The 16,849-nt window shown below is 57.8% G+C and carries 16 protein-coding genes and 1 pseudogene; 10 read left to right on the top strand and 7 right to left on the bottom strand.

Going from position 1 to position 16,849, the window contains the following annotated elements:
- Nucleotides 1–77 precede the first annotated feature (77 nt).
- From ACVWXZ_RS07935 to ACVWXZ_RS07920, 4 genes are all read left to right on the top strand, one after another.
- Complete coding sequence (locus ACVWXZ_RS07935; RefSeq protein ID WP_011434299.1) at nucleotides 78–629, top strand: fasciclin domain-containing protein; 552 nt, start codon at nucleotides 78–80, stop codon at nucleotides 627–629.
- Nucleotides 630–686: 57 nt separating this feature from the next.
- On the top strand, nucleotides 687–884 hold the full coding sequence (locus ACVWXZ_RS07930) for a hypothetical protein (RefSeq protein ID WP_414356846.1): 198 nt from the start codon (nucleotides 687–689) through the stop codon (nucleotides 882–884).
- Between the two features lie 190 nt (nucleotides 885–1,074).
- Nucleotides 1,075–2,577, top strand: a complete 1,503-nt coding sequence (locus ACVWXZ_RS07925) for a DUF697 domain-containing protein (protein WP_457403890.1) — start codon at nucleotides 1,075–1,077, stop codon at nucleotides 2,575–2,577.
- Nucleotides 2,578–2,844: 267 nt separating this feature from the next.
- Nucleotides 2,845–3,198: a DUF6464 family protein gene (locus tag ACVWXZ_RS07920; protein WP_414522365.1), complete on the top strand. Its 354-nt coding sequence runs from the start codon at nucleotides 2,845–2,847 to the stop codon at nucleotides 3,196–3,198.
- Here ACVWXZ_RS07920 and ACVWXZ_RS07915 read toward each other — a convergent pair.
- A complete protein-coding gene (locus ACVWXZ_RS07915; RefSeq protein WP_457403888.1) occupies nucleotides 3,195–4,646 on the bottom strand; it encodes a BCD family MFS transporter in 1,452 nt (483 codons plus the stop codon). The genes ACVWXZ_RS07920 and ACVWXZ_RS07915 overlap by 4 nt on opposite strands.
- A gap of 145 nt (nucleotides 4,647–4,791) precedes the next feature.
- Nucleotides 4,792–4,975 (bottom strand): annotated as a pseudogene (locus ACVWXZ_RS07910) (hypothetical protein); the annotation flags it as partial.
- Between the two features lie 119 nt (nucleotides 4,976–5,094).
- Between ACVWXZ_RS07910 and ACVWXZ_RS07905 the strand changes: the two are divergent.
- The 3 genes from ACVWXZ_RS07905 to ACVWXZ_RS07895 all read left to right on the top strand — a co-directional run bounded on the left by ACVWXZ_RS07905 (nucleotide 5,095) and on the right by ACVWXZ_RS07895 (nucleotide 10,844).
- Nucleotides 5,095–6,441 carry a hypothetical protein gene (locus ACVWXZ_RS07905; RefSeq protein ID WP_457482362.1) on the top strand — a complete coding sequence of 449 codons (1,347 nt, stop codon included), beginning with the start codon at nucleotides 5,095–5,097 and terminating at the stop codon, nucleotides 6,439–6,441.
- Nucleotides 6,442–6,676: 235 nt separating this feature from the next.
- Nucleotides 6,677–8,143, top strand: a complete 1,467-nt coding sequence (locus ACVWXZ_RS07900; protein WP_011434306.1) for a hypothetical protein — start codon at nucleotides 6,677–6,679, stop codon at nucleotides 8,141–8,143.
- Between the two features lie 292 nt (nucleotides 8,144–8,435).
- Entirely contained in the window at nucleotides 8,436–10,844 is a 2,409-nt protein-coding gene (locus tag ACVWXZ_RS07895; RefSeq protein WP_457482361.1) for an ExeM/NucH family extracellular endonuclease, read from the top strand.
- A 277-nt stretch (nucleotides 10,845–11,121) separates the two neighbouring features.
- Here ACVWXZ_RS07895 and cbiD read toward each other — a convergent pair whose 3' ends face one another.
- Nucleotides 11,122–12,228, bottom strand: a complete 1,107-nt coding sequence (gene cbiD, locus ACVWXZ_RS07890) for a cobalt-precorrin-5B (C(1))-methyltransferase CbiD (RefSeq protein ID WP_457482360.1) — start codon at nucleotides 12,226–12,228, stop codon at nucleotides 11,122–11,124.
- Nucleotides 12,229–12,427: 199 nt separating this feature from the next.
- On the opposite strand from cbiD, the gene ACVWXZ_RS07885 reads away from it, so the two are divergent.
- Complete coding sequence (locus ACVWXZ_RS07885; RefSeq protein WP_414350209.1) at nucleotides 12,428–12,781, top strand: hypothetical protein; 354 nt, start codon at nucleotides 12,428–12,430, stop codon at nucleotides 12,779–12,781.
- A gap of 36 nt (nucleotides 12,782–12,817) precedes the next feature.
- On the opposite strand, the gene def is transcribed toward ACVWXZ_RS07885, so the two are convergent.
- The 4 genes from def to ACVWXZ_RS07865 form a co-directional block, all read right to left on the bottom strand.
- A complete protein-coding gene (gene def, locus ACVWXZ_RS07880) occupies nucleotides 12,818–13,408 on the bottom strand; it encodes a peptide deformylase (RefSeq protein WP_457482359.1) in 591 nt (196 codons plus the stop codon).
- Nucleotides 13,409–13,545: 137 nt separating this feature from the next.
- Nucleotides 13,546–13,860 (bottom strand): DUF3593 domain-containing protein, encoded by a 315-nt coding sequence (locus tag ACVWXZ_RS07875; protein ID WP_011434312.1) that lies wholly within the window; start codon nucleotides 13,858–13,860, stop codon nucleotides 13,546–13,548.
- A gap of 3 nt (nucleotides 13,861–13,863) precedes the next feature.
- Nucleotides 13,864–14,190, bottom strand: a complete 327-nt coding sequence (locus tag ACVWXZ_RS07870) for a DUF2499 domain-containing protein (RefSeq protein WP_457405130.1) — start codon at nucleotides 14,188–14,190, stop codon at nucleotides 13,864–13,866.
- Nucleotides 14,190–14,366 (bottom strand): NblA/ycf18 family protein, encoded by a 177-nt coding sequence (locus ACVWXZ_RS07865; RefSeq protein WP_041437678.1) that lies wholly within the window; start codon nucleotides 14,364–14,366, stop codon nucleotides 14,190–14,192. The genes ACVWXZ_RS07870 and ACVWXZ_RS07865 overlap by 1 nt, the downstream gene beginning before the upstream one ends.
- Nucleotides 14,367–14,743: 377 nt before the next feature.
- Between ACVWXZ_RS07865 and ACVWXZ_RS07860 the strand changes: the two genes are divergently transcribed.
- Together ACVWXZ_RS07860 and ACVWXZ_RS07855 are read left to right on the top strand one after the other, a co-directional pair.
- A complete protein-coding gene (locus tag ACVWXZ_RS07860) occupies nucleotides 14,744–14,995 on the top strand; it encodes an RNA recognition motif domain-containing protein (protein ID WP_011434316.1) in 252 nt (83 codons plus the stop codon).
- A gap of 123 nt (nucleotides 14,996–15,118) precedes the next feature.
- Nucleotides 15,119–16,423, top strand: a complete 1,305-nt coding sequence (locus ACVWXZ_RS07855) for a metallophosphoesterase family protein (RefSeq protein ID WP_457442074.1) — start codon at nucleotides 15,119–15,121, stop codon at nucleotides 16,421–16,423.
- The last annotated feature ends 426 nt before the right edge of the window (nucleotides 16,424–16,849 follow it).

The following is a 16,849-nucleotide window of genomic DNA, read 5'->3' as shown; positions in this document are numbered from 1 at the left end:
TGCTCTACAGCTAACCGTGCGAGAGCGGCTGCTACCCCTAAGATGATGACAGATGTTTTAGAGTATTAACTTTTGTTATGAACTACAAAGCCCTCACCCTTGGGCTGACGGCGGCTGCTTGCTTAGCCTTGGTAGGCTGTGCCAGTTCCAGCAGCGATACGGCCATTGCCCCGCCGACGCCTACCCCAACTCTCTCTCCCAGCCCTACGCCGCTGCCCAACCTCGTCGCCGTTGCCGCCGCCAACCCCGACTTCAGTACCTTGGTGACGGCCCTGCAGGCAGCGGGCTTGGTGGGGACTTTGCAGCGGGAAGGTCCCTTCACGGTATTCGCTCCCACCAATGCTGCTTTTGCCGCTTTGCCCCCTGGCACGGTGGAATCTTTGCTGCGACCTGAGAACCGGGCAGAGCTGGTGCGCATTCTCACTTACCACGTGGTTCCTGGCTTGGCTCCTTCCAGTGCCCTCAGATCCGGCCAGCAGGTAACGACTTTGCAGGGATCCCCCGTCACCGTCACGCTTCTTGAGGGCGGACGGATTCGCATCAACAACGCCAACGTGATCGCCGCGGATATTCAAGCTTCCAACGGCATCATCCACGTCATCGACACCGTCTTGATCCCGCCTCGCTAGGGGTTTCGGGCATCATAGGATAAAGTCAAGTTCGGCGGTTGACCGAGGAGGCCCGGCGTGGAAAGGCCGAAGTGGGTAGCCATTGTTACAGGAATCCTGGCCATTACTCTGGGGGTGGGCTACTTGCTGCTGGTGCAGCTATTGGACTATCGCGGCGGCCAATTTTTGCCGGCACCACTGGATCCGCCAGGGATTCTGGGAGAGGGACTTAGGCTTTTGTTGGGGATCCCTGGCTCATTTGGCCGGTTGAGCTGAGGGTGTTTTTGACTCCCCGCTCCCTTCTCTGGTCTCTTGCTCAGCTACTTCTCAGCAAAGCTCTCGACAAAAAAGCTCTCGACAAAACTGTATGCTCAGCTACAGCAAGCCCTATGCTGGAGAAGCGACTCGGATGGCTCAGCAATTTTGGGTTGCTTGATTTGAAGATTTGGGCAGGCTGTGGGTTGGGATGGTGTTGTCGCGCTCCACTTGGGTGTGGTTATGGGCAGGGCTGGGTTTGGCGGCCCTGAGCCAATATCTGCAGTGGGTTGGCGGGATCTACAGCTTCGTGGCTCCCCACTCCGAGCCTCTTGCGGATCTGGTGGTGGGCGCCATCCTTGGGGGGACAGCAGCAGCAGGTCTGGCAGCGCGCCATTGGTGGCAGCAGGCTCGCCGACGGCAAAGTGCTCCAAGTCAGCGGACACAACCGCTGCGGCGGGTTAAGTTAACGCGGAATCAGGTGCAAGCCGATCTGGAAGATGCCGATCGCCTGATCCAGAAGCTGCAGAATGACATCAGTCGCCGTGCCCTGCGTGCCAAGCTGCAAGAGATCAATCAGCGGCTTAACCAGGAGGAATTGCATCTGGTGGTGTTCGGCACCAGTTCCGCCGGCAAGACCTCGTTGATCAATGCCTTGATGGGCCGACCAGTGGGCGAAACAGCCCCCACCCTGGGCACCACCCAGCAGGGATCCATCCACACCTACCAATTGGAGGGCTGGAACGGCCCCATTTCCCTTACCGACACACCTGGGCTGCTGACGATTGGGGGAGCAGGTGAAGCGGAAGCCCGCGCCCTGGCCCAGAAGGCGGATCTGCTGATCTTGGTGGTGGCCGGAGACCTGCTGGCTTCGGAATATGCCGAAATGCTGGAGTTGGCCCGGCTGGGCAAATCCGCCATCCTGGCCCTCAACAAAACCGATCAGATGCTGCCGGAGGATGTAGAGACCATCTTGGCCCATTTGCGCCGACGCACCGCCGGTGTTATCCCTGCCGAACAGGTGGTGGCCATCGCCGCTGATCCGGAGCCCCTCAAGGTTCGCTACTACTCCGAAGATGGCTCTGTGTGGGAAACTTGGGAGCCGCAGCCCCCCGAGACAGAGGCCCTCATTCAACAAATGGCTCACCTGCTGCAGCAGAAGGGATCCCACCTGCGCTTGGCCAATGCCTTGTTGCAAACCCGAACTCTCAGCGAAGCCGTCCAGCAGGCCCTCCAAGAAGAACGTCGCCAGCAGGGTCGTCAGATCGTGGAACGGATGCAGTGGGCCACCGCTGCTGCCCTGGCGGCAACCCCTCTTCCTGCTTTGGATGTGCTGGCAGGAGTGGCCATTCAGGCACGCATGATTGGGGAACTGCACCAGGTGTTTGACCGACGCATTACCTTACGCCGGGCCCAGCAAATCGCCCAGAGTTTGGCGCAAATGGTGGTGCAACTGGGGGGGCTGGAGCTGGCCACTCAGGCTTTGGGCTCTCTGCTCAAGGCCAGCCCCTTGATGGTGATGGGGATCCCCCTGCAGGCGGTGACAGGGGCCTACCTGACGCGGGTGGCGGGGCTCAGCTACCTAGAGTGGCTGTCTTCCGGGGATCCCTGGCAAGAGGAAATCCTGCAAGAGCGGGTTAGGCAGCAGCTCCAAAACCGTCATCCTCTGGCTTTTCTCACCCAACTGGCCCGCCAAGCCCATTCCAATAGCTAGTCGAAGCATCCATCTTTTCGCCGCCGCAGGCCCAACCTATCCCGTTCTCCGCCCGCCGCAGAAAATCCATTACACTGAGTACAGCTTTTTCTAACTTAACTTTGTAGAAGTTCTGTAGATTAGCAGGCTCCAGGTCACACAAGAGAGAACATTTGTACCAGCCATACTCAGTGTTGCCGGAAAAAGTTGCACAATTTGTTAATCACAAGTCAAGCCCAGTCCATCATTTTGTAGTCTGCTGCCCTAAACTGGCTCCGTTTGCGCCTTATGTCTTCCATCAACCCGACCTTGCCCATTCAGTGGATCGACGCGGATTCGGGAGAGGTGGTGGAAGAATGCCCTTGGGAGAGCAGTCCCCATCCGGGCACCTACGTCCAACTGGCAGAGCAGCACTACCTGGTTCTGGAAAAGCGTCATTCCTACCGGCTCCGGCAAGGCAAATACCACCTGTGTGGGATCCGCGCCCTGGTGCGTTCGGTCACCCCACCTCAGGAAGTGGGAAGGTTCCTGGGGGATCCCTCCTGTCGGTTTAATGCTCACTCGCCCTTGCTGCGTTGTGCCGTCAACCCCAGCGGGCCCTGTCAGGGCTGCCCCCACTACGAGCCAGCTCTGCGTTGCTAGCCCTCCAACTCCAGAGCCATGACCTGGGTGAGCGCACGGTTGGTCTTTTCGCGAAACTCGGCCACGCTCACCCGTCCCAGCAAATACACGGCCAGCAACATCACCGCTGCCTCCACCCCAAAGACGGTGGCATAGGCAAGCACTGAAGAAGTGGGGAAGAGAATGCGCCCCAGATCGAGCAAAGCCCCGCCGAGCAAGGTGGAAACCGCCTGGGACATGGCCTGGGCCAGTCCCCAAGCCCCGATAAAGGTGCCTGCCGTCTCCGCTGCCGTCAAATCCAACATGAGGGTAATGGCGCCATTGGTGGTGATCCCAGAAGCCAAACCAAACAGGATCATGCACAGTTGCAACAGCCGTGAATTGCCTGTAAACCCTGATGCAATGGTCAGCCCAAAAGAGATGGCCACCAGCAGACAGCCCAGACGGGCCGTTGTCTGTTTGCCCAGCTTGGGCACAATGAAAAATCCGGTCAGCACAATCCCTGCCAAAATACCCAGGCTCCAAAAGGCATTGAGCTGGGTGCTCTGGGCCACCGTCATGCCAAACACCTCGCCGCCGTAGGGTTCTAGGATCGGCTGTTGGATAAACAGGCCCATGGTCATCAACACCAAGAAGCCGAAAAAGATCAGGGTTTGGCGGCTGGCGGTCAGCACCTTGATGGCCGTGCCAAGGGTGATTTGGTCTTCCCGTCCGGCCAGGGTGGAACGGGATCCGTAGCGGGAATAGCGCTTTTCCACCCCCCAGGTGGCAACCACCCCCAGCAGGATCACCACGGCTGGAATGATGATGAAGAGGCGATTAATGGTGCTCTGCAGGTTGTCCGGATCCAAGCCCCGCAGCAGAACTGCCGAGCCAATGGCCCCGCCGGCAATCCCCACCATCAACATAGACCAGACGATCCCCACCAACTTAGAGCGGTTGTCCTCCTCTGACACATCCACCAGCAGAGCCGCAAAAGGCGTGGAGCAGGCGCTGAGGCAGAGACCATAAAGGGCAAACATCAAACAGGCCAAGCCTATCCAGCCATAGGTGGCTCCAGACCAGCCCGTAGCCGCAAAGCTATCCCCCAAACCCCACACCACCTGCACCCCCAGGAAGATGCAGACCGCAAACAGCACCGATCCCAGACGCACATAGCCGGTGCGATGCAGGCCAAACAGGGGCTTGGCATCCGAGAGCTGCCCAAACCAAACCCGAGCCGGGGAGACCAACTGGTGCATGGCCAGGGATCCCCCCACCACCGTTGCCGGGATGGCCAGCAGATCCGTGTCGATCATGACGCGGTTCAGCACTCCCAGAGTGAGCAGCGACATCATTCCCAAGCCCATCTGAAACAGGCCCAGGCGGAACATAACATGCAGCGGCAAGGGCTGAACCTGCGCCTGAGGCTCTGGAGAAGTTGAAGTTACAGAAGCGTTGACCTCGGGATCCCGGCGAATACTGGCCATGATCTGGAATATTTCGAAAGGGTGCTACAGCTTTTTATCGTAGCCCAGGCAGCCTGGGATCCCGGCAAAAGCATGGGGTTGCCAAAAGCGAAACCGCCACGTCCTGATACATTTACGCTGAACACTGCTGAACATCACTGTTCAACTATGCAGCGATAGCATTCTGTTTGTTTCCAACCAGAATGGCGGTATCCCGCAAAGCTTTGAGTAGAATACCCAAAGCGCAGTTTCCGTGTCGTCTTACTACCAATTTTCTGCTTTGCTTTGGCTACCATGTTGGCAGACTCGAAAGTAAACAGAAAGATCAACTGGTAGTAATCCGTACTGAACATATTATACATTATTTTCAGTATAGTTGAGCTTATTATTGACTAGAGTCATGCTCTCCCCTTTTGGGAGCTATTGTCAGGGTATAGTCCCCCAATTTCCAATCCTCAGGAATATTGCTATGCGCGCCCCCATCCCCTGGCTGCTGAGTTCACTGAGCTGGGTGAGCGTTTCCCTGGCCGGAGCAGCCCTCGTCCCTACACTGATGGTGTCCACCTCGCAGGCAACCCCTATGGATTTTCCCCTCCACCAGTCCCTTTCTTCCCCCTCGCCTTCAGAGTGGGCAGAGTACTTGGCCTACAGGCAGGTCATCGACCAGACGATCTCCATGACCTGGGATCCGCAAGCGCGAGCCTTGGCAAAGCAGTATGGGCTGGATATCGTCAACATCACCTGGGAAGATACCGGACGCCACAAGGGATCTGCCCTTGGCCCCAACATCAGCGACATGACCATCCAGGTACACCAGCTCAACCCCAGAACGGGTCACTACGAGCTGAGCTTGATGCCGGTGATCCGCTACCCCAACTTTGCCGATCTGTCTGCCGACCTGCCCCTCGACAGCCTACAGGTGCTGGTGGGCAACGAAAAAGGAAAGCCCTTGCAACCCGTGTCGCTGCGAGAGCTGCTGGGGAATCTGCGCCGCTACTTGCACGATCCTGGCTCTTGGGCCGGCAACCGGAACTCCCTGCTGGCTCCACGGGATAGCCATGTGTTGGTGAGCGCCCAGGCCGCCTTTTTGCCTATCCCTGCCGGGGGCTCTGCCCAATTCAACCCGGTGTTGTTCAACTACCAATCCTATCCCGGTAACCCAGCCGTACTGGCCATTTTGGCCACCCGCGAGGGCACCAGCATTACGGTGATCGAGAACCGCACTGAAGATAAGGTAGATAAGGTGGGCGAAGCTATTTGGGGCCAGCGCCTTTTCTTCAACCAAAATGGTGAACGGGCCAGCCTCACCGGGCAGCGCCTCAGCGATTTTCGGGCCGAGCAAGCCGCCAACCCAACCCCTCAGGATCCCCATTCGGCGGAAGTAGCAGAAGAAGCCCTGAACCTGGTGATGGTGATCCAAGTGCCTCTTCATCAGCGGCAGCCGCCGCGAAGGGAAGTTGAGGATATCTCTGTCAAGTTTTTCGGACCCGCAGCCGACCTGGCCGGCCTTAGCAATGTAGAAGCCGCTGTCATCGGACATGGAGAGGTAGAGGGCTCCTTCACCGAGGTCAACAACCTGGACATCGAGCGGGATCCCCGCTTTCCCATTCGGGTCACGGTCCAGTTCTACAAAGCCACCGACAATGGTGTGGTCTCCGCCGAGGACATGGCCCAAATTCACCATCAAATTGCCCGCGTCTATCGAGAGGCCGACTATGTGGGCAGCTTGGTGATTCAGCCGGATACAGGCCGACCTACGGAGTACGACCGTGATGCAGAGACAGAGCGCCCCTTTCCTGGGTGGCCGTGGCGTTAGGGCCTACTGCGCATTCTTCCCACAACCTGCAAGCGAGGGGCAGCATCTTCTCGCCCTAGAGTTTCTCTACTACACTGACAACTGACCTGGTGCCAAGAGGAGGGGGTGTCGGCCCGATATCCTCGGCAAGGTCAGGGTCTGCAGAGACAGTTGCCAAGGTCTCATTTCTTGAGGCCATGGTGCTTGTCTGTGCCAGCTCTTGCCCAAGGCAGTGGGGAGCTTTTCCTGCAACACTATGGCTGACGCAGTTCCCGTTCGGCGCTACGACCTGTTTGTGCAGGCTTCCCGGCTGCTGCAGCGCTACCGGCAGCTCACGCCGGAACTCCGTCCGATAGGGCTAGAGGTGGCTCTGGCCATCCAATATCACCGTGCTCAGGCCGGATCGGGATCCCTGCTGCCTTGGGTGGGATCCCCCCGCGGATTACCCTTGCAGCAAGTGGCCCAGCGCATTTGCGACCCGTTTTACAGCAAAACCCATCCTCTTTTGCCGACCCTACCCGAAACTGGCGAGCCTTTGGTGTGGCCTCTGTTCAACCAGGGGGAAAACGGTTTGATCCGGCCCCTGGCCCCGAGCAAAGTGGGCGGGAAACTGGCGGAACGGCGCTGGCTCAAAGCCTGCAACAGCCAGGAAGGGATCGGCTGTCATGCTTTGGCGGCCCACCTGTGGCAGGACGAGCGCTTTTTGGCCGAAGACCGGGATCTCTGTCCTTTCCGCCTTTATGACGGGCGCTACCCCTTGAGCGTGGATCAAGGGCGACAGACTTGCGGCTTTGACGATCACCCCTGTGGCTGGCAGCCGGGACACCCCAAAATGTTGCAGGTGGTGGGCAAAGGCAAACAGGCCGAGATCCTGCTCCCCCACTGGACGGATGACATGTGGGCGATGCTCATTCCCTCCCATCGTCCGCTGCCGATTTACCCGCTCTTGGTGATGCTTTACTTTGGCCAGGAAACTTTGCAAAAGGGGCGGAGCAGCCTCTCCATCGAGCAATTTCGTCTGGATTTTCAGTTTAGCCAGTCTCAACTGCGCCTGTTGTTCGACACCCACCCTGAGCACCCCTTGAATCGACACCTGCTTACCTGGGCTCAGCAGCCAGAGGTGGAGTGGGGATCCACAGAACTCTTGCCCCAGATGCCGCCCCTCCTGCATCAACCTGCTGGGGGCAAGGTGGTTTTGGATCCCGATGAGCCGCCCCAGTTCCGCAGCAGTGGGATCCCTCACAGCGCCGGGACAGACCCGCTGATGGCAGAACGCCGCCGTCGACGTCAGTTGGAGCGCAGCGAGCGCCACAACGAGATCTTGCACCAGTTTCGCCGCTGGTTCCGCCTGGCTGGGCTGGAGGTGCGCGAAGACCAACACACCTTTGACTTTTTGGCAGTGGCGGACGGGCACCTGCTTTTGGCCGAAGTAAAGCTCCTGCACCACAAGGATGCGGCAGAGGCTTTGCAGGAAGTGGTGGGACAGTTGCTCTACTATGAGCGCTTTGCCCTCGGCCCTTGGATCGAGCAGGGCTTTTCCGTTCAGAAGGCCGCCGTTTTCGATGGGCCACCGCCAGATCCCTATGTGCGATTTCTAGAAGACCTGGGCATTGCCACCTACTGGATCAACGAGCAGCAGATGATCGATGGGCCGGAAAACTCTTTACGCCTGCTGCGCCAGATGGGGGTGCGGGTACGACCGGATCCCGAATTGGGGGATTAGGGGAAAAAGCCTGCCCATGTTCTCCCCTGAGTTTTGACTCAGGCGGGGGTAACTTCTTGTCTTCTTAGGCGTACCTTAACTGCCCCTTTAATTCCTTCCTGAAGATGGTATCCATATAGACGGTAAAAATACGGGATCCTTTGAAGTTTCGGGAGGAGTGAAGCAGATGTGGTCTAGGGTTACTTCGCGTCGTGTTGCCCAATCAATTGCGGTGCTAGTTTTTGGTTTGGTGCTTTTGGTTTCTCTGCAAGGGCGCGGCTCCAGAAGAACTCTTTTGCCAATACTTACACCTGTGCCAGCACCGACCCCGACTTCAACACCCACAGCCACGCCAACACCGACGCCCACGCCGGGAGGCTGTGATCCCAACGCCAACCTGATCCCAGTTGGCACTGTCCAGGGCACTGGCTTCACTTCCCCCCTGGTGAACCAAACAGTCACGGTTTCTGGAATCGTAGTAGGAGACTTTGAAAATGAGGGGGTGGCTGGCCAAACCTATCTCCAGGGCTACTACCTACAAGATGATGGTGACGGGAATCCCGCCACATCAGATGGCATCTTCGTTTTCAGTGGCACAGCTAATAACGTCAGGCTTGGGGATAGGGTTCAGGTGACCGGAACGGTTGCTGAGTTCCGCCAGCAAACCCAGCTCTCCAACGTCACCAGCTTTACTGTCTGTAGCTCTGACAATCCGTTGCCGGCCCCAGTGCAGATCTCTCTACCGCTGACTGCGGAGCAAAGGGAAGCTCTGGAAGGAATGCTGGTCACATTTGGAAATCAGCCCCTGTTTGTAACCGACTCCTTCTTGCTGGGACGCCACGGGGAGCTGAGTGTGGCCACAGAGCGGTTGTTCACTCCTACGCAAATTGCGGCTCCCAGCCAGGCAGCTGCCATTCAAGCGGAAAACGACCGAAAGCGGATTCGCATTGATGACCGGCTGCTCACCCAAAACCCAGATCCGGTTATCTACCCCACTCCGGGTGGCCTGAGCGCGGCTAACACTGTGCGCGGCGGCGATCGCGTCAGCAACATCACCGGGATCATGACCCAGTTGCGAGGCCGGAATGTCAGTGGCGATGTGGATGCGACCATCGACTACCGTATCCACCCCAATGATCCCAACAACTTGCCCAGGTTTACAGCCACCAACCCTCGCCCGCAAAACCCACCCTCAGTAGGGGGCTCCCTGAGGGTAGCTAGCTTTAACCTGTTCAACTACTTCAACACCTTCGGCAACGTCTGCTTCCCCAATAACTCCTCCTGTCGGGGAGCCAGCAACGCCACCGAGTTCACCCGCCAGCGGGATAAGCTCATCGAGGCTATTCGCCGCATGGATGCCGATATCGTAGGCCTCAACGAGTTAGAAAACGATGGATACGGTTCGAATAGTTCCATTCAGGATTTGGTGAACGGGCTCAACCAGGTCATGGGGGCAGGAACCTACGCCTTTGTGAATGTTGGAGTGCCCAACCTGGGCGGCGATGCCATCACCAACGGCTTTATCTACAAGCCAGCTACGGTTGAAATTGCCCCCGGCACTAACCCGGCCTTCCTGGACACAGGGGAATTCACCCAAGGCCCCGGACGCTTCCATCGTCCTCCTCTGGCTGTAACCTTCCGGCAGCGGAGCAACAACGCCACCTTCACTGTTGTGGTCAACCACTTCAAGTCCAAGGTTTCTCCCTGCGATCCTATTGACAACGATCCCTTCCAAGGCAATTGCAACGGCAACCGCACCCGGGCCGCTCAGCAACTCTTGAGCTGGCTCGCCACCAATCCAACTGGCTCCACCGATCCGGATGTGTTGATTATGGGGGATCTCAACTCCTACGCTATGGAGGATCCGATCAAAACTCTGGAGGCGGGCGGGTTCATCAACCTCAATGGCTCCAACAGCTACTCCTTTAGCTTCCAAGGACAGTGGGGATCCCTGGATCATGCCCTGGCCAACAGCAGTCTGAGACCCCAAGTTACAGGCTCAGCTAAGTGGCACATCAACGCTGATGAGCCCGTGAGCTTGGACTACACCCTGAGCTTCAAGAGTCCCTCTCAGCAGAGCCTCTTCTACGCCAGCGATCCCTTCCGCTCTTCCGACCACGATCCGGTGCTCGTTGGCTTGAACCTGACTCCGGCCCCAACACCGACGCCCACACCGACGCCGACGCCCACACCGACACCAATTCCTCCTTTCGTTAACCTGCCTTTGACTGAAGGCTTTGATAACTGCAACCCTGCTCCAGCCGGCTGGCAGATTGTGGATGTGGACGGCGACACCAGTCGTTCCTGGCGTTGTGTCAACTCCCTTGCCGAGGCCAACGCTTTCAACGGTCAGCAACCGGGTAATGACTGGCTGATCACTCCTCCTCTGAACCTGGCTTCCGTCAGCAACCCAGTTCTGACCTTCCGCAATCAGAGTTCTTTTAGCGATAACGGCCTTCCTCCTTCGCAACAACTAAGCGTTCTTTACTCCACCAACTACAGCGGTGCAGGCACTCCAGCGGCAGTGAATGCAGCCACTTGGACTGCTCTGACGATTCCCACTCTCTCTACGGGCAGCTTCGTCGACTCCGGCCCGATTTCTCTGGCTGGGATCCAGCCTTCCAACCGTGTTTACATTGCCTTCCGCTATCGCTCTTCTGGTACAGCTTCCGGCTCGGCCACTCGCCGGCGGGTGGATAGTGTCAACATCTCCGGGAACTAGGTGTGGGATCCTAGTGCCAACCTGAGTCTGATTGGCAGTGGCTGGGAAAGTGGATCTGCTTCCTCAGCCGTAACGCTCTCCTATGTGGTCTTGGCCGGGATCCACCGTTGCTCAGCGGGTTTCGAGCAGAGGGATTGACTTTTGGAGCACGGACTAAAGGGAGAGGAGCCGGGGGTGGTTGCCTTTGGCGGCACGGAGCGCTTAAGACACTTCGGGAGAAAAATGGTTGAGGATCCGGGGGGATTGCAATGTCCTCGTCTCAATCGAAATGACCTCATTATGGGATCCCCACCTGGGCGCAGATTTGCCCCTGTCGGTCGAACAACGTCACCGCCAACAGCAGGGATCGACCGGCATACTTTTGCACATAGCCTGTGGCTCGCTCCAGGATTTGGCGAGCCAACTCCTGCATCACGGGTGCTGCCCAGCCAAGGCCATCCAGATGGTGCACCGCTGCCTCTACTGTCCGCAACTCCAGCACTTGCCGTGCCTGTTCTGCCGTTCCCCCACGCCGGATCAGGGCTGCCGCCAGAATTTCCAAGCGGGCATCGGCCACGTGGCTGGAAGTGGTGAAGATCCCCCCTGCCAGCTTGATCAGCTTGCCGTGGTAGCCGATCAAATGAATGGACTCCGCCCCCCGCAGCGCCGCTTCCACCAGCAACGGCCCTATCCAATTGGCTACTCGCAGGATCTGGTCTTCCGGGATCCCTTGCCGCAGCGCCACTTGCTGCCCATGGCTGCCCACGCAAAAGATCAAATGCTTGTGCCGCTCCAACTTTTGTTGCAGCTCTTGGCGGGCTTGCTCTAAGCTCTCAACACTTGAGGAAGGCTCCACCTCCGCCCGCGTTCCCAACAGGGCCAGCCCTTCCAGCACCCCAAAAGCGGCATTGGAGGTGCGCTCGGCCAGCAGCTTTCCTTCAGGCAAAATGATGCGCACCCGCAGGCGGCAGCCCTCTGGGATCCCGGGCAAAAGATTGATCTCAAACAAACGGCGGGCATAGGCATAAATGGCCGGGCTGCCATCGGTGCGTCGCCCCAGCCCTTCCCCGGCTTCCAAGATCAAGGGGGGATCCTCGGGATCCCTCTCCTCCAACCTCACCCAAGCCCAGACCGGTGTGTCGCGGGTGAGATCCAGGTGGGGGCCGGGATCCGAGCGGGTAATGGCCAGAGCTGTTGCCTTCTCCAAGACAGCTACCTGCTCCACTGGGATCCGGATCCAAGCCTCAAGGGACCGGGGCTCAGCCTGCACTGCAATCGCCAAGCGCCCCCCTTCCTTCTCCAAAGGGATCCCCAGAAGGTGGTGAAGAGCAGCCCTGGCCGAAGCAACGGCAAAAACGGGCAAGGTATAGCCCCGCGGTCGGGATCCCTGAACAGCATCCTGCATCTGCACAGCTTTTTGCTTCGGAAATGGATGACCGGAAAACCAAAATCTCCGGAAAATGCACACCTCAATTGTGGCTTGTGAGAGAACCTAGGAGTTTCGGGGAACACCTCCCGGAAGCAATCGTTAAATGATCTGGGGGAAGAAGAGGGGATCCGAAATTTGCCTTTTTCAATGAAGGTAGTCGAAAACTGGGGCAGCTATGAGCGAAGCAGTGCAGCACTACCTTGAGCGTCTGGAGTCGCAAATACAGGAGCTAAAAGCTGCCATCGAGCGGATGCCCGAGCAGGTGGTGGCTGTTCTCCTGGCTACCCAGGAAGCCAAAAAAAACACCCCCGCCCCCTCCCGTTACAGCGTTCTAATCTCAGACTTGGTGGAAGATGGCAGCCACAACTTCCTGCTGGATGATGAACCCACTGTGGTGAGCAACCGCAGCATGGGGCATGAGCTGGCCCCCGAAGCCCAAATACAGCGCCTGAGTGCCCAGTTAACCGCTGCCTACAACCGCATTGCCGCTCTGGAAGAGCAGCTCTTGGCCCAGCGCTTGCAACACTAGACTAAACCACTAAACTGACACTCATCTAGCAAGGCTTCAACGGGGAACAGCAGAGGGCTTGCCTTTGCGTTGCACATCCTGCATCTGGAAGCCGTGTTTGCGCAGCTCTTGATCCAGCACCAGCTCGTTTTCCACGTGATCCACAAACAACACGCCGTTGAGGTGGTCGATTTCGTGCTGGATCACCCGCGCCAGCAAATCGTCCGCTCGAAGGGTGCGGGGCCGCCCCGTTTCATCCTTAAACGAAACCACAATCCCTTCTGGGCGCACGACCTCGCAAAACACCCCCGGAATGCTCAGGCAACCCTCCTGCCCGGCAACGGCCTCGCCAATGTACTCCCGGATCTCCGGGTTGATCAGCACCAGCGGTGACACCTCCGGCTTATCGGGATAAAGATCCACCACAATCATGCGCTTGGGAATGCCAACCTGCGGAGCCGCCAGACCAATCCCATCAAAGCTGTACATGGTCTGCAGCATGTCCCGGGCAAGCTGGCGGATCTCGTCGTTGACCTGGCTGATGCGCTTGGCCGGCTGCCGCAGCACCTTGTCCCCCATGCGATAAATGTGCAGGGGCGGATGCTTCAGCTTCACTTTGGGAACGGCAACAGAAAGGGTAGCCACCATCCGGCAGATCTCTTCAGAATAAACAGCAGGTATCGGGTCTGGATCCCCATTCTACATTCAGTCCTGGTTGTGCTGAAACCATTGTTGCCTAGCTCTCCTCTCCCTTTGGAGAGGGGGTAGGGACCTGTTTGGGATGATCATGGCTCAGGGTTGCCGTCGCCAGCCTCTGGAAGTCGTTGGGCCTGTTGGTCAATTCCCTGCTTAAAGCCCAAGGCCACCAAAATATTGGAGAGGGTGAGAAAAGCCTCTGCCCCTCCATGCAAGGGATCCACATTGGCCAGGGAAGTGCCGTAGTGCATCTGAGCGTACAGCCCTGCCGGGATGCTGACGGCCACAAAAAGCAACAACAGCCAAAATCCAACCAAAGCCAAACGTGGGATCCGGCGCAGCCGCGACAGAAAGAATAAAAAGACCAAGTAAGGGAACAGAGAGAGGGCAAATAAACTGTTCATCGCCTAGTCGGGATCCCCCTCCTGTGCAGGCTCGTCGGCTCTCTCAGCTCGCCAAATGCGGTAGGCAGCCCAAGCCAGGGTACAGTTGCCCAGCAAGGTCAAGCTGGCCTGTGCAGTCACCACCCAGTCCAACTTGGGGTCGTTGTCAAACCAGTGCCAGGTGATTGCGCACATTGCCCCCGACAAAGCGGGCAGCATCGCCCAGCTCAAACTTCGCCATTCGGGCTGGCCCACCCGCTCCCCAAATTGCCACACGAGCACAATAGCAGCGATCCACTCCAAGACGCTGGCAATGTGAATCCACCAGGTGGGAAGCGAAAGGGCGTGCATCAGGCGCTGAGGGAATGACGCAGCAGTTGGCGGTAAGTGGCCTCCTGCAACAGCATTTGCTTGTGCAGTTTGACCAAAATGTCTTTGGCCTGCTCGGGGCTCATCCGAGAAACCAAGGTCTCGAAAGCCCGCTGGCGAAATTGCTGCTCCAAAGAGAGCTCTAGCGTTTCATCCATCATTATCACCTCAGGGTGCTCAGGTAGAGAGGTCTGCAAAGAGTTCCAACAGCGCAGATCTGGCCAGGTAGTGCAAGCAGGATAATACATATCTTAACAAATCGCAACAACGTGACAAGATGCCGGATCTCGACGTGCCAGAAGGGAGCTTGGCCGAGGCGAGGGCAGAGAACCTCAACCCAGTGGCAGAAAAAGCACAGGCCCGTCAAGTTTGACGAAAGCGCATTTTGGATGGGGAAGGGGGAAGATTTTCCGGCAGGGATCCCTTTACATCCTTTCACGTTGTGCGACTTAGCAAGGCTCCATGATAGAAGTGAAGTACTCTGGAGCTTTGTTGCCACCCTTGCTGATTGGTGACTTACTTTGCTTGAATTGCCATGACCATTTTTGTGGGAAACCTGAACTATAAAGCCTCAACAGAAGAACTGAAAGCTTTCTTCCAGCAGAGGTGGAACGTTAAGTCGGTTACAATCCCGATAGACCGAGAGACAGGTCAGACACGAGGCTTCGCGTTTGTGGATCTGGCAACCGAAGCTGAGGAGGACGAAGCCATCGAGAGCGCGAACGGGCAGGAATTCATGGGCCGTCCTCTGCGTTTGGATCGAGCCAGGCCCCGCCGCCAAGCCTAAGCAAAGATTGTTCAACCCTGGGTTTGCCATTCTGGACAACCAAAGGACTCCGTCCCGCTAACGCGAACGGCAAGGTTTATCCCAACAGATGGGAGAGCTGCAAAGTCTCCAAGAGCGCCCAAGATGGTAAGGTTGCTACATCTTTCCGACATTCATCTGGGCAGTGGCCTTGCCTACGGCCACATTAACCCGGCCACCGGCCTGAATACCCGTTTGGAAGATTTTGTAGCTTCTTTGCGCTTGTGCATTGACCATGCTCTCAACCAAGCGGTGGATCTGGTGTTGTTTGGGGGCGATGCTTTCCCCGATGCGACACCCCCCCCTCTCCATCAAGAGCTTTTTGCCCAACAGTTTCGCCGCCTGGCCGATGCAGGGATCCCAACCGTCCTGTTGGTGGGCAACCACGATCAGTACGGGCAGGGACAGGGAGGCAACAGCCTGGCTATCTACCGCGCTTTGGGGGTCTCAGGCTTTATTGTGGGGGACAGACTGGAAACTCATCGGATCGAAACTCGCGGTGGCCCGGTGCAGGTGACCACTTTACCTTGGCTGAGTTGCTCTGCTCTACTCGCCCAACAGGAAAGCTTGGCGCTTGAAGGGGAAATCCTCGCGCATCAGCTCCTGCAGCGCCTCCGCCTAGCCCTAGAAGGGGAGATCCGCACCCTGCAGCCAGGGATCCCGGCGATTTTGTTGGCTCACGTCATGGTGGAGACAGCCCGCTACGGAGCAGAACGCCATCTTTCGGTGGGCAGAGGATTTACGGTGCCCCTTTCGCTGCTGGCTCGGCCTGCCTATCAATATGTTGCCTTGGGGCATGTCCACCGTCACCAGGTGCTGTGTCGGGATCCCTTGATGCTCTATCCCGGCAGCATTGAGCGGGTGGATTTTGGCGAAGAAAAAGAGGAAAAAGGCTGTGTGCTGGTGGAAGTCACCCCTACGGGGGCCAGCTATGAATTTTTGCCCCTGCCAACCCGTACCTTTCACACCATTCGCCTGGATCTGAGCGCAGATCCACCCCAGCAGGCGCAGTCCAAGCTGCTGGCCGCCATCGCCAAGGCCCCCGTGGCCGGCTCCATCCTGCGGTTGATCTACCGCATACGGCCCGACCAGCTAGAGTGCATTGATGAGCGGGCTCTGCACAACGCTCTTGCCCCTGCTTTTAGCTACACCATCGCCCCAGAAGTGGTCAGCCCCAGCCGCATCCGTCTGCCGGGCTTGGATCCCAACCGACTTGAGCCCCTGACGGCTCTGGAGCAGTATTTGGCCAACCGCAGCGATCTGGCCCCCTTGCACAACGATTTGCTGGCCGCCGCCCGTCAGTTGTTGGAGGAATATGCGGATCCCTTGCAGGACTGGGATCCCAACTGGGAGGAGCCGGGAGCTTCAAGCCCTGCCTCAGCAGAAGAGGAGCAGTTGCCTTTGTTTTGAGATGCTCCCTTTGTCGCCTCAGGGTTCATAGGGGTGGGGATGGGGGATCCCTGTACGAAGAAATCAGGACAGGAGTGCTCGCCAAAGCTGCGGGCTCCTCAAGTTTCAAGTGATCTGAATCACTTCGAAATGGCAAAAAGCAACACAAACTGGGAATCGGGTTGAAGACGTTGGCAACGACGGCATCAGCTCACTCACAGGGAACTGACTCAGACTGGTAGACCTCACACTGCCAGTCTTTTTTTGTTTAGGGCCTGGGGGCTGTGAAGTCGCAGCGAGCGGGGGATCCCTTTCTAGCATTCATGAAATTCCCATCTTCTTTTCTATAGAGTCAGCTAGAAATCGCAGGAGCCCCGCACTGTACCCGTAGGGTCAGTGCCGGGAGGAATGCGAGGTTACAATAGAACCATGACCCAAGTCCTGACC

The organism is Thermostichus sp. MS-CIW-38, assembly GCF_054058415.1.
This window is presented reverse-complemented; position numbering and strand designations above follow the sequence as displayed.

Excerpts from the sequence above, each read along its gene's own strand:
- ACVWXZ_RS07870 (WP_457405130.1), bottom strand. The coding sequence starts at position 14,190 with ATGCACGCCCTTTCGCTTCCCACCTGGTGGATTCACATTGCCAGCGTC.
- ACVWXZ_RS07905 (WP_457482362.1), top strand. The coding sequence starts at position 5,095 with ATGCGCGCCCCCATCCCCTGGCTGCTGAGTTCACTGAGCTGGGTGAGC.
- ACVWXZ_RS07920 (WP_414522365.1), top strand. The coding sequence starts at position 2,845 with ATGTCTTCCATCAACCCGACCTTGCCCATTCAGTGGATCGACGCGGAT.
- ACVWXZ_RS07900 (WP_011434306.1), top strand. The coding sequence starts at position 6,677 with ATGGCTGACGCAGTTCCCGTTCGGCGCTACGACCTGTTTGTGCAGGCT.
- ACVWXZ_RS07885 (WP_414350209.1), top strand. The coding sequence starts at position 12,428 with ATGAGCGAAGCAGTGCAGCACTACCTTGAGCGTCTGGAGTCGCAAATA.
- def (WP_457482359.1), bottom strand. The coding sequence starts at position 13,408 with ATGGTGGCTACCCTTTCTGTTGCCGTTCCCAAAGTGAAGCTGAAGCAT.
- ACVWXZ_RS07915 (WP_457403888.1), bottom strand. The coding sequence starts at position 4,646 with ATGGCCAGTATTCGCCGGGATCCCGAGGTCAACGCTTCTGTAACTTCA.
- ACVWXZ_RS07875 (WP_011434312.1), bottom strand. The coding sequence starts at position 13,860 with ATGAACAGTTTATTTGCCCTCTCTCTGTTCCCTTACTTGGTCTTTTTA.
- cbiD (WP_457482360.1), bottom strand. The coding sequence starts at position 12,228 with ATGCAGGATGCTGTTCAGGGATCCCGACCGCGGGGCTATACCTTGCCC.
- ACVWXZ_RS07860 (WP_011434316.1), top strand. The coding sequence starts at position 14,744 with ATGACCATTTTTGTGGGAAACCTGAACTATAAAGCCTCAACAGAAGAA.
- ACVWXZ_RS07855 (WP_457442074.1), top strand. The coding sequence starts at position 15,119 with ATGGTAAGGTTGCTACATCTTTCCGACATTCATCTGGGCAGTGGCCTT.
- ACVWXZ_RS07935 (WP_011434299.1), top strand. The coding sequence starts at position 78 with ATGAACTACAAAGCCCTCACCCTTGGGCTGACGGCGGCTGCTTGCTTA.
- ACVWXZ_RS07865 (WP_041437678.1), bottom strand. The coding sequence starts at position 14,366 with ATGGATGAAACGCTAGAGCTCTCTTTGGAGCAGCAATTTCGCCAGCGG.
- ACVWXZ_RS07925 (WP_457403890.1), top strand. The coding sequence starts at position 1,075 with ATGGTGTTGTCGCGCTCCACTTGGGTGTGGTTATGGGCAGGGCTGGGT.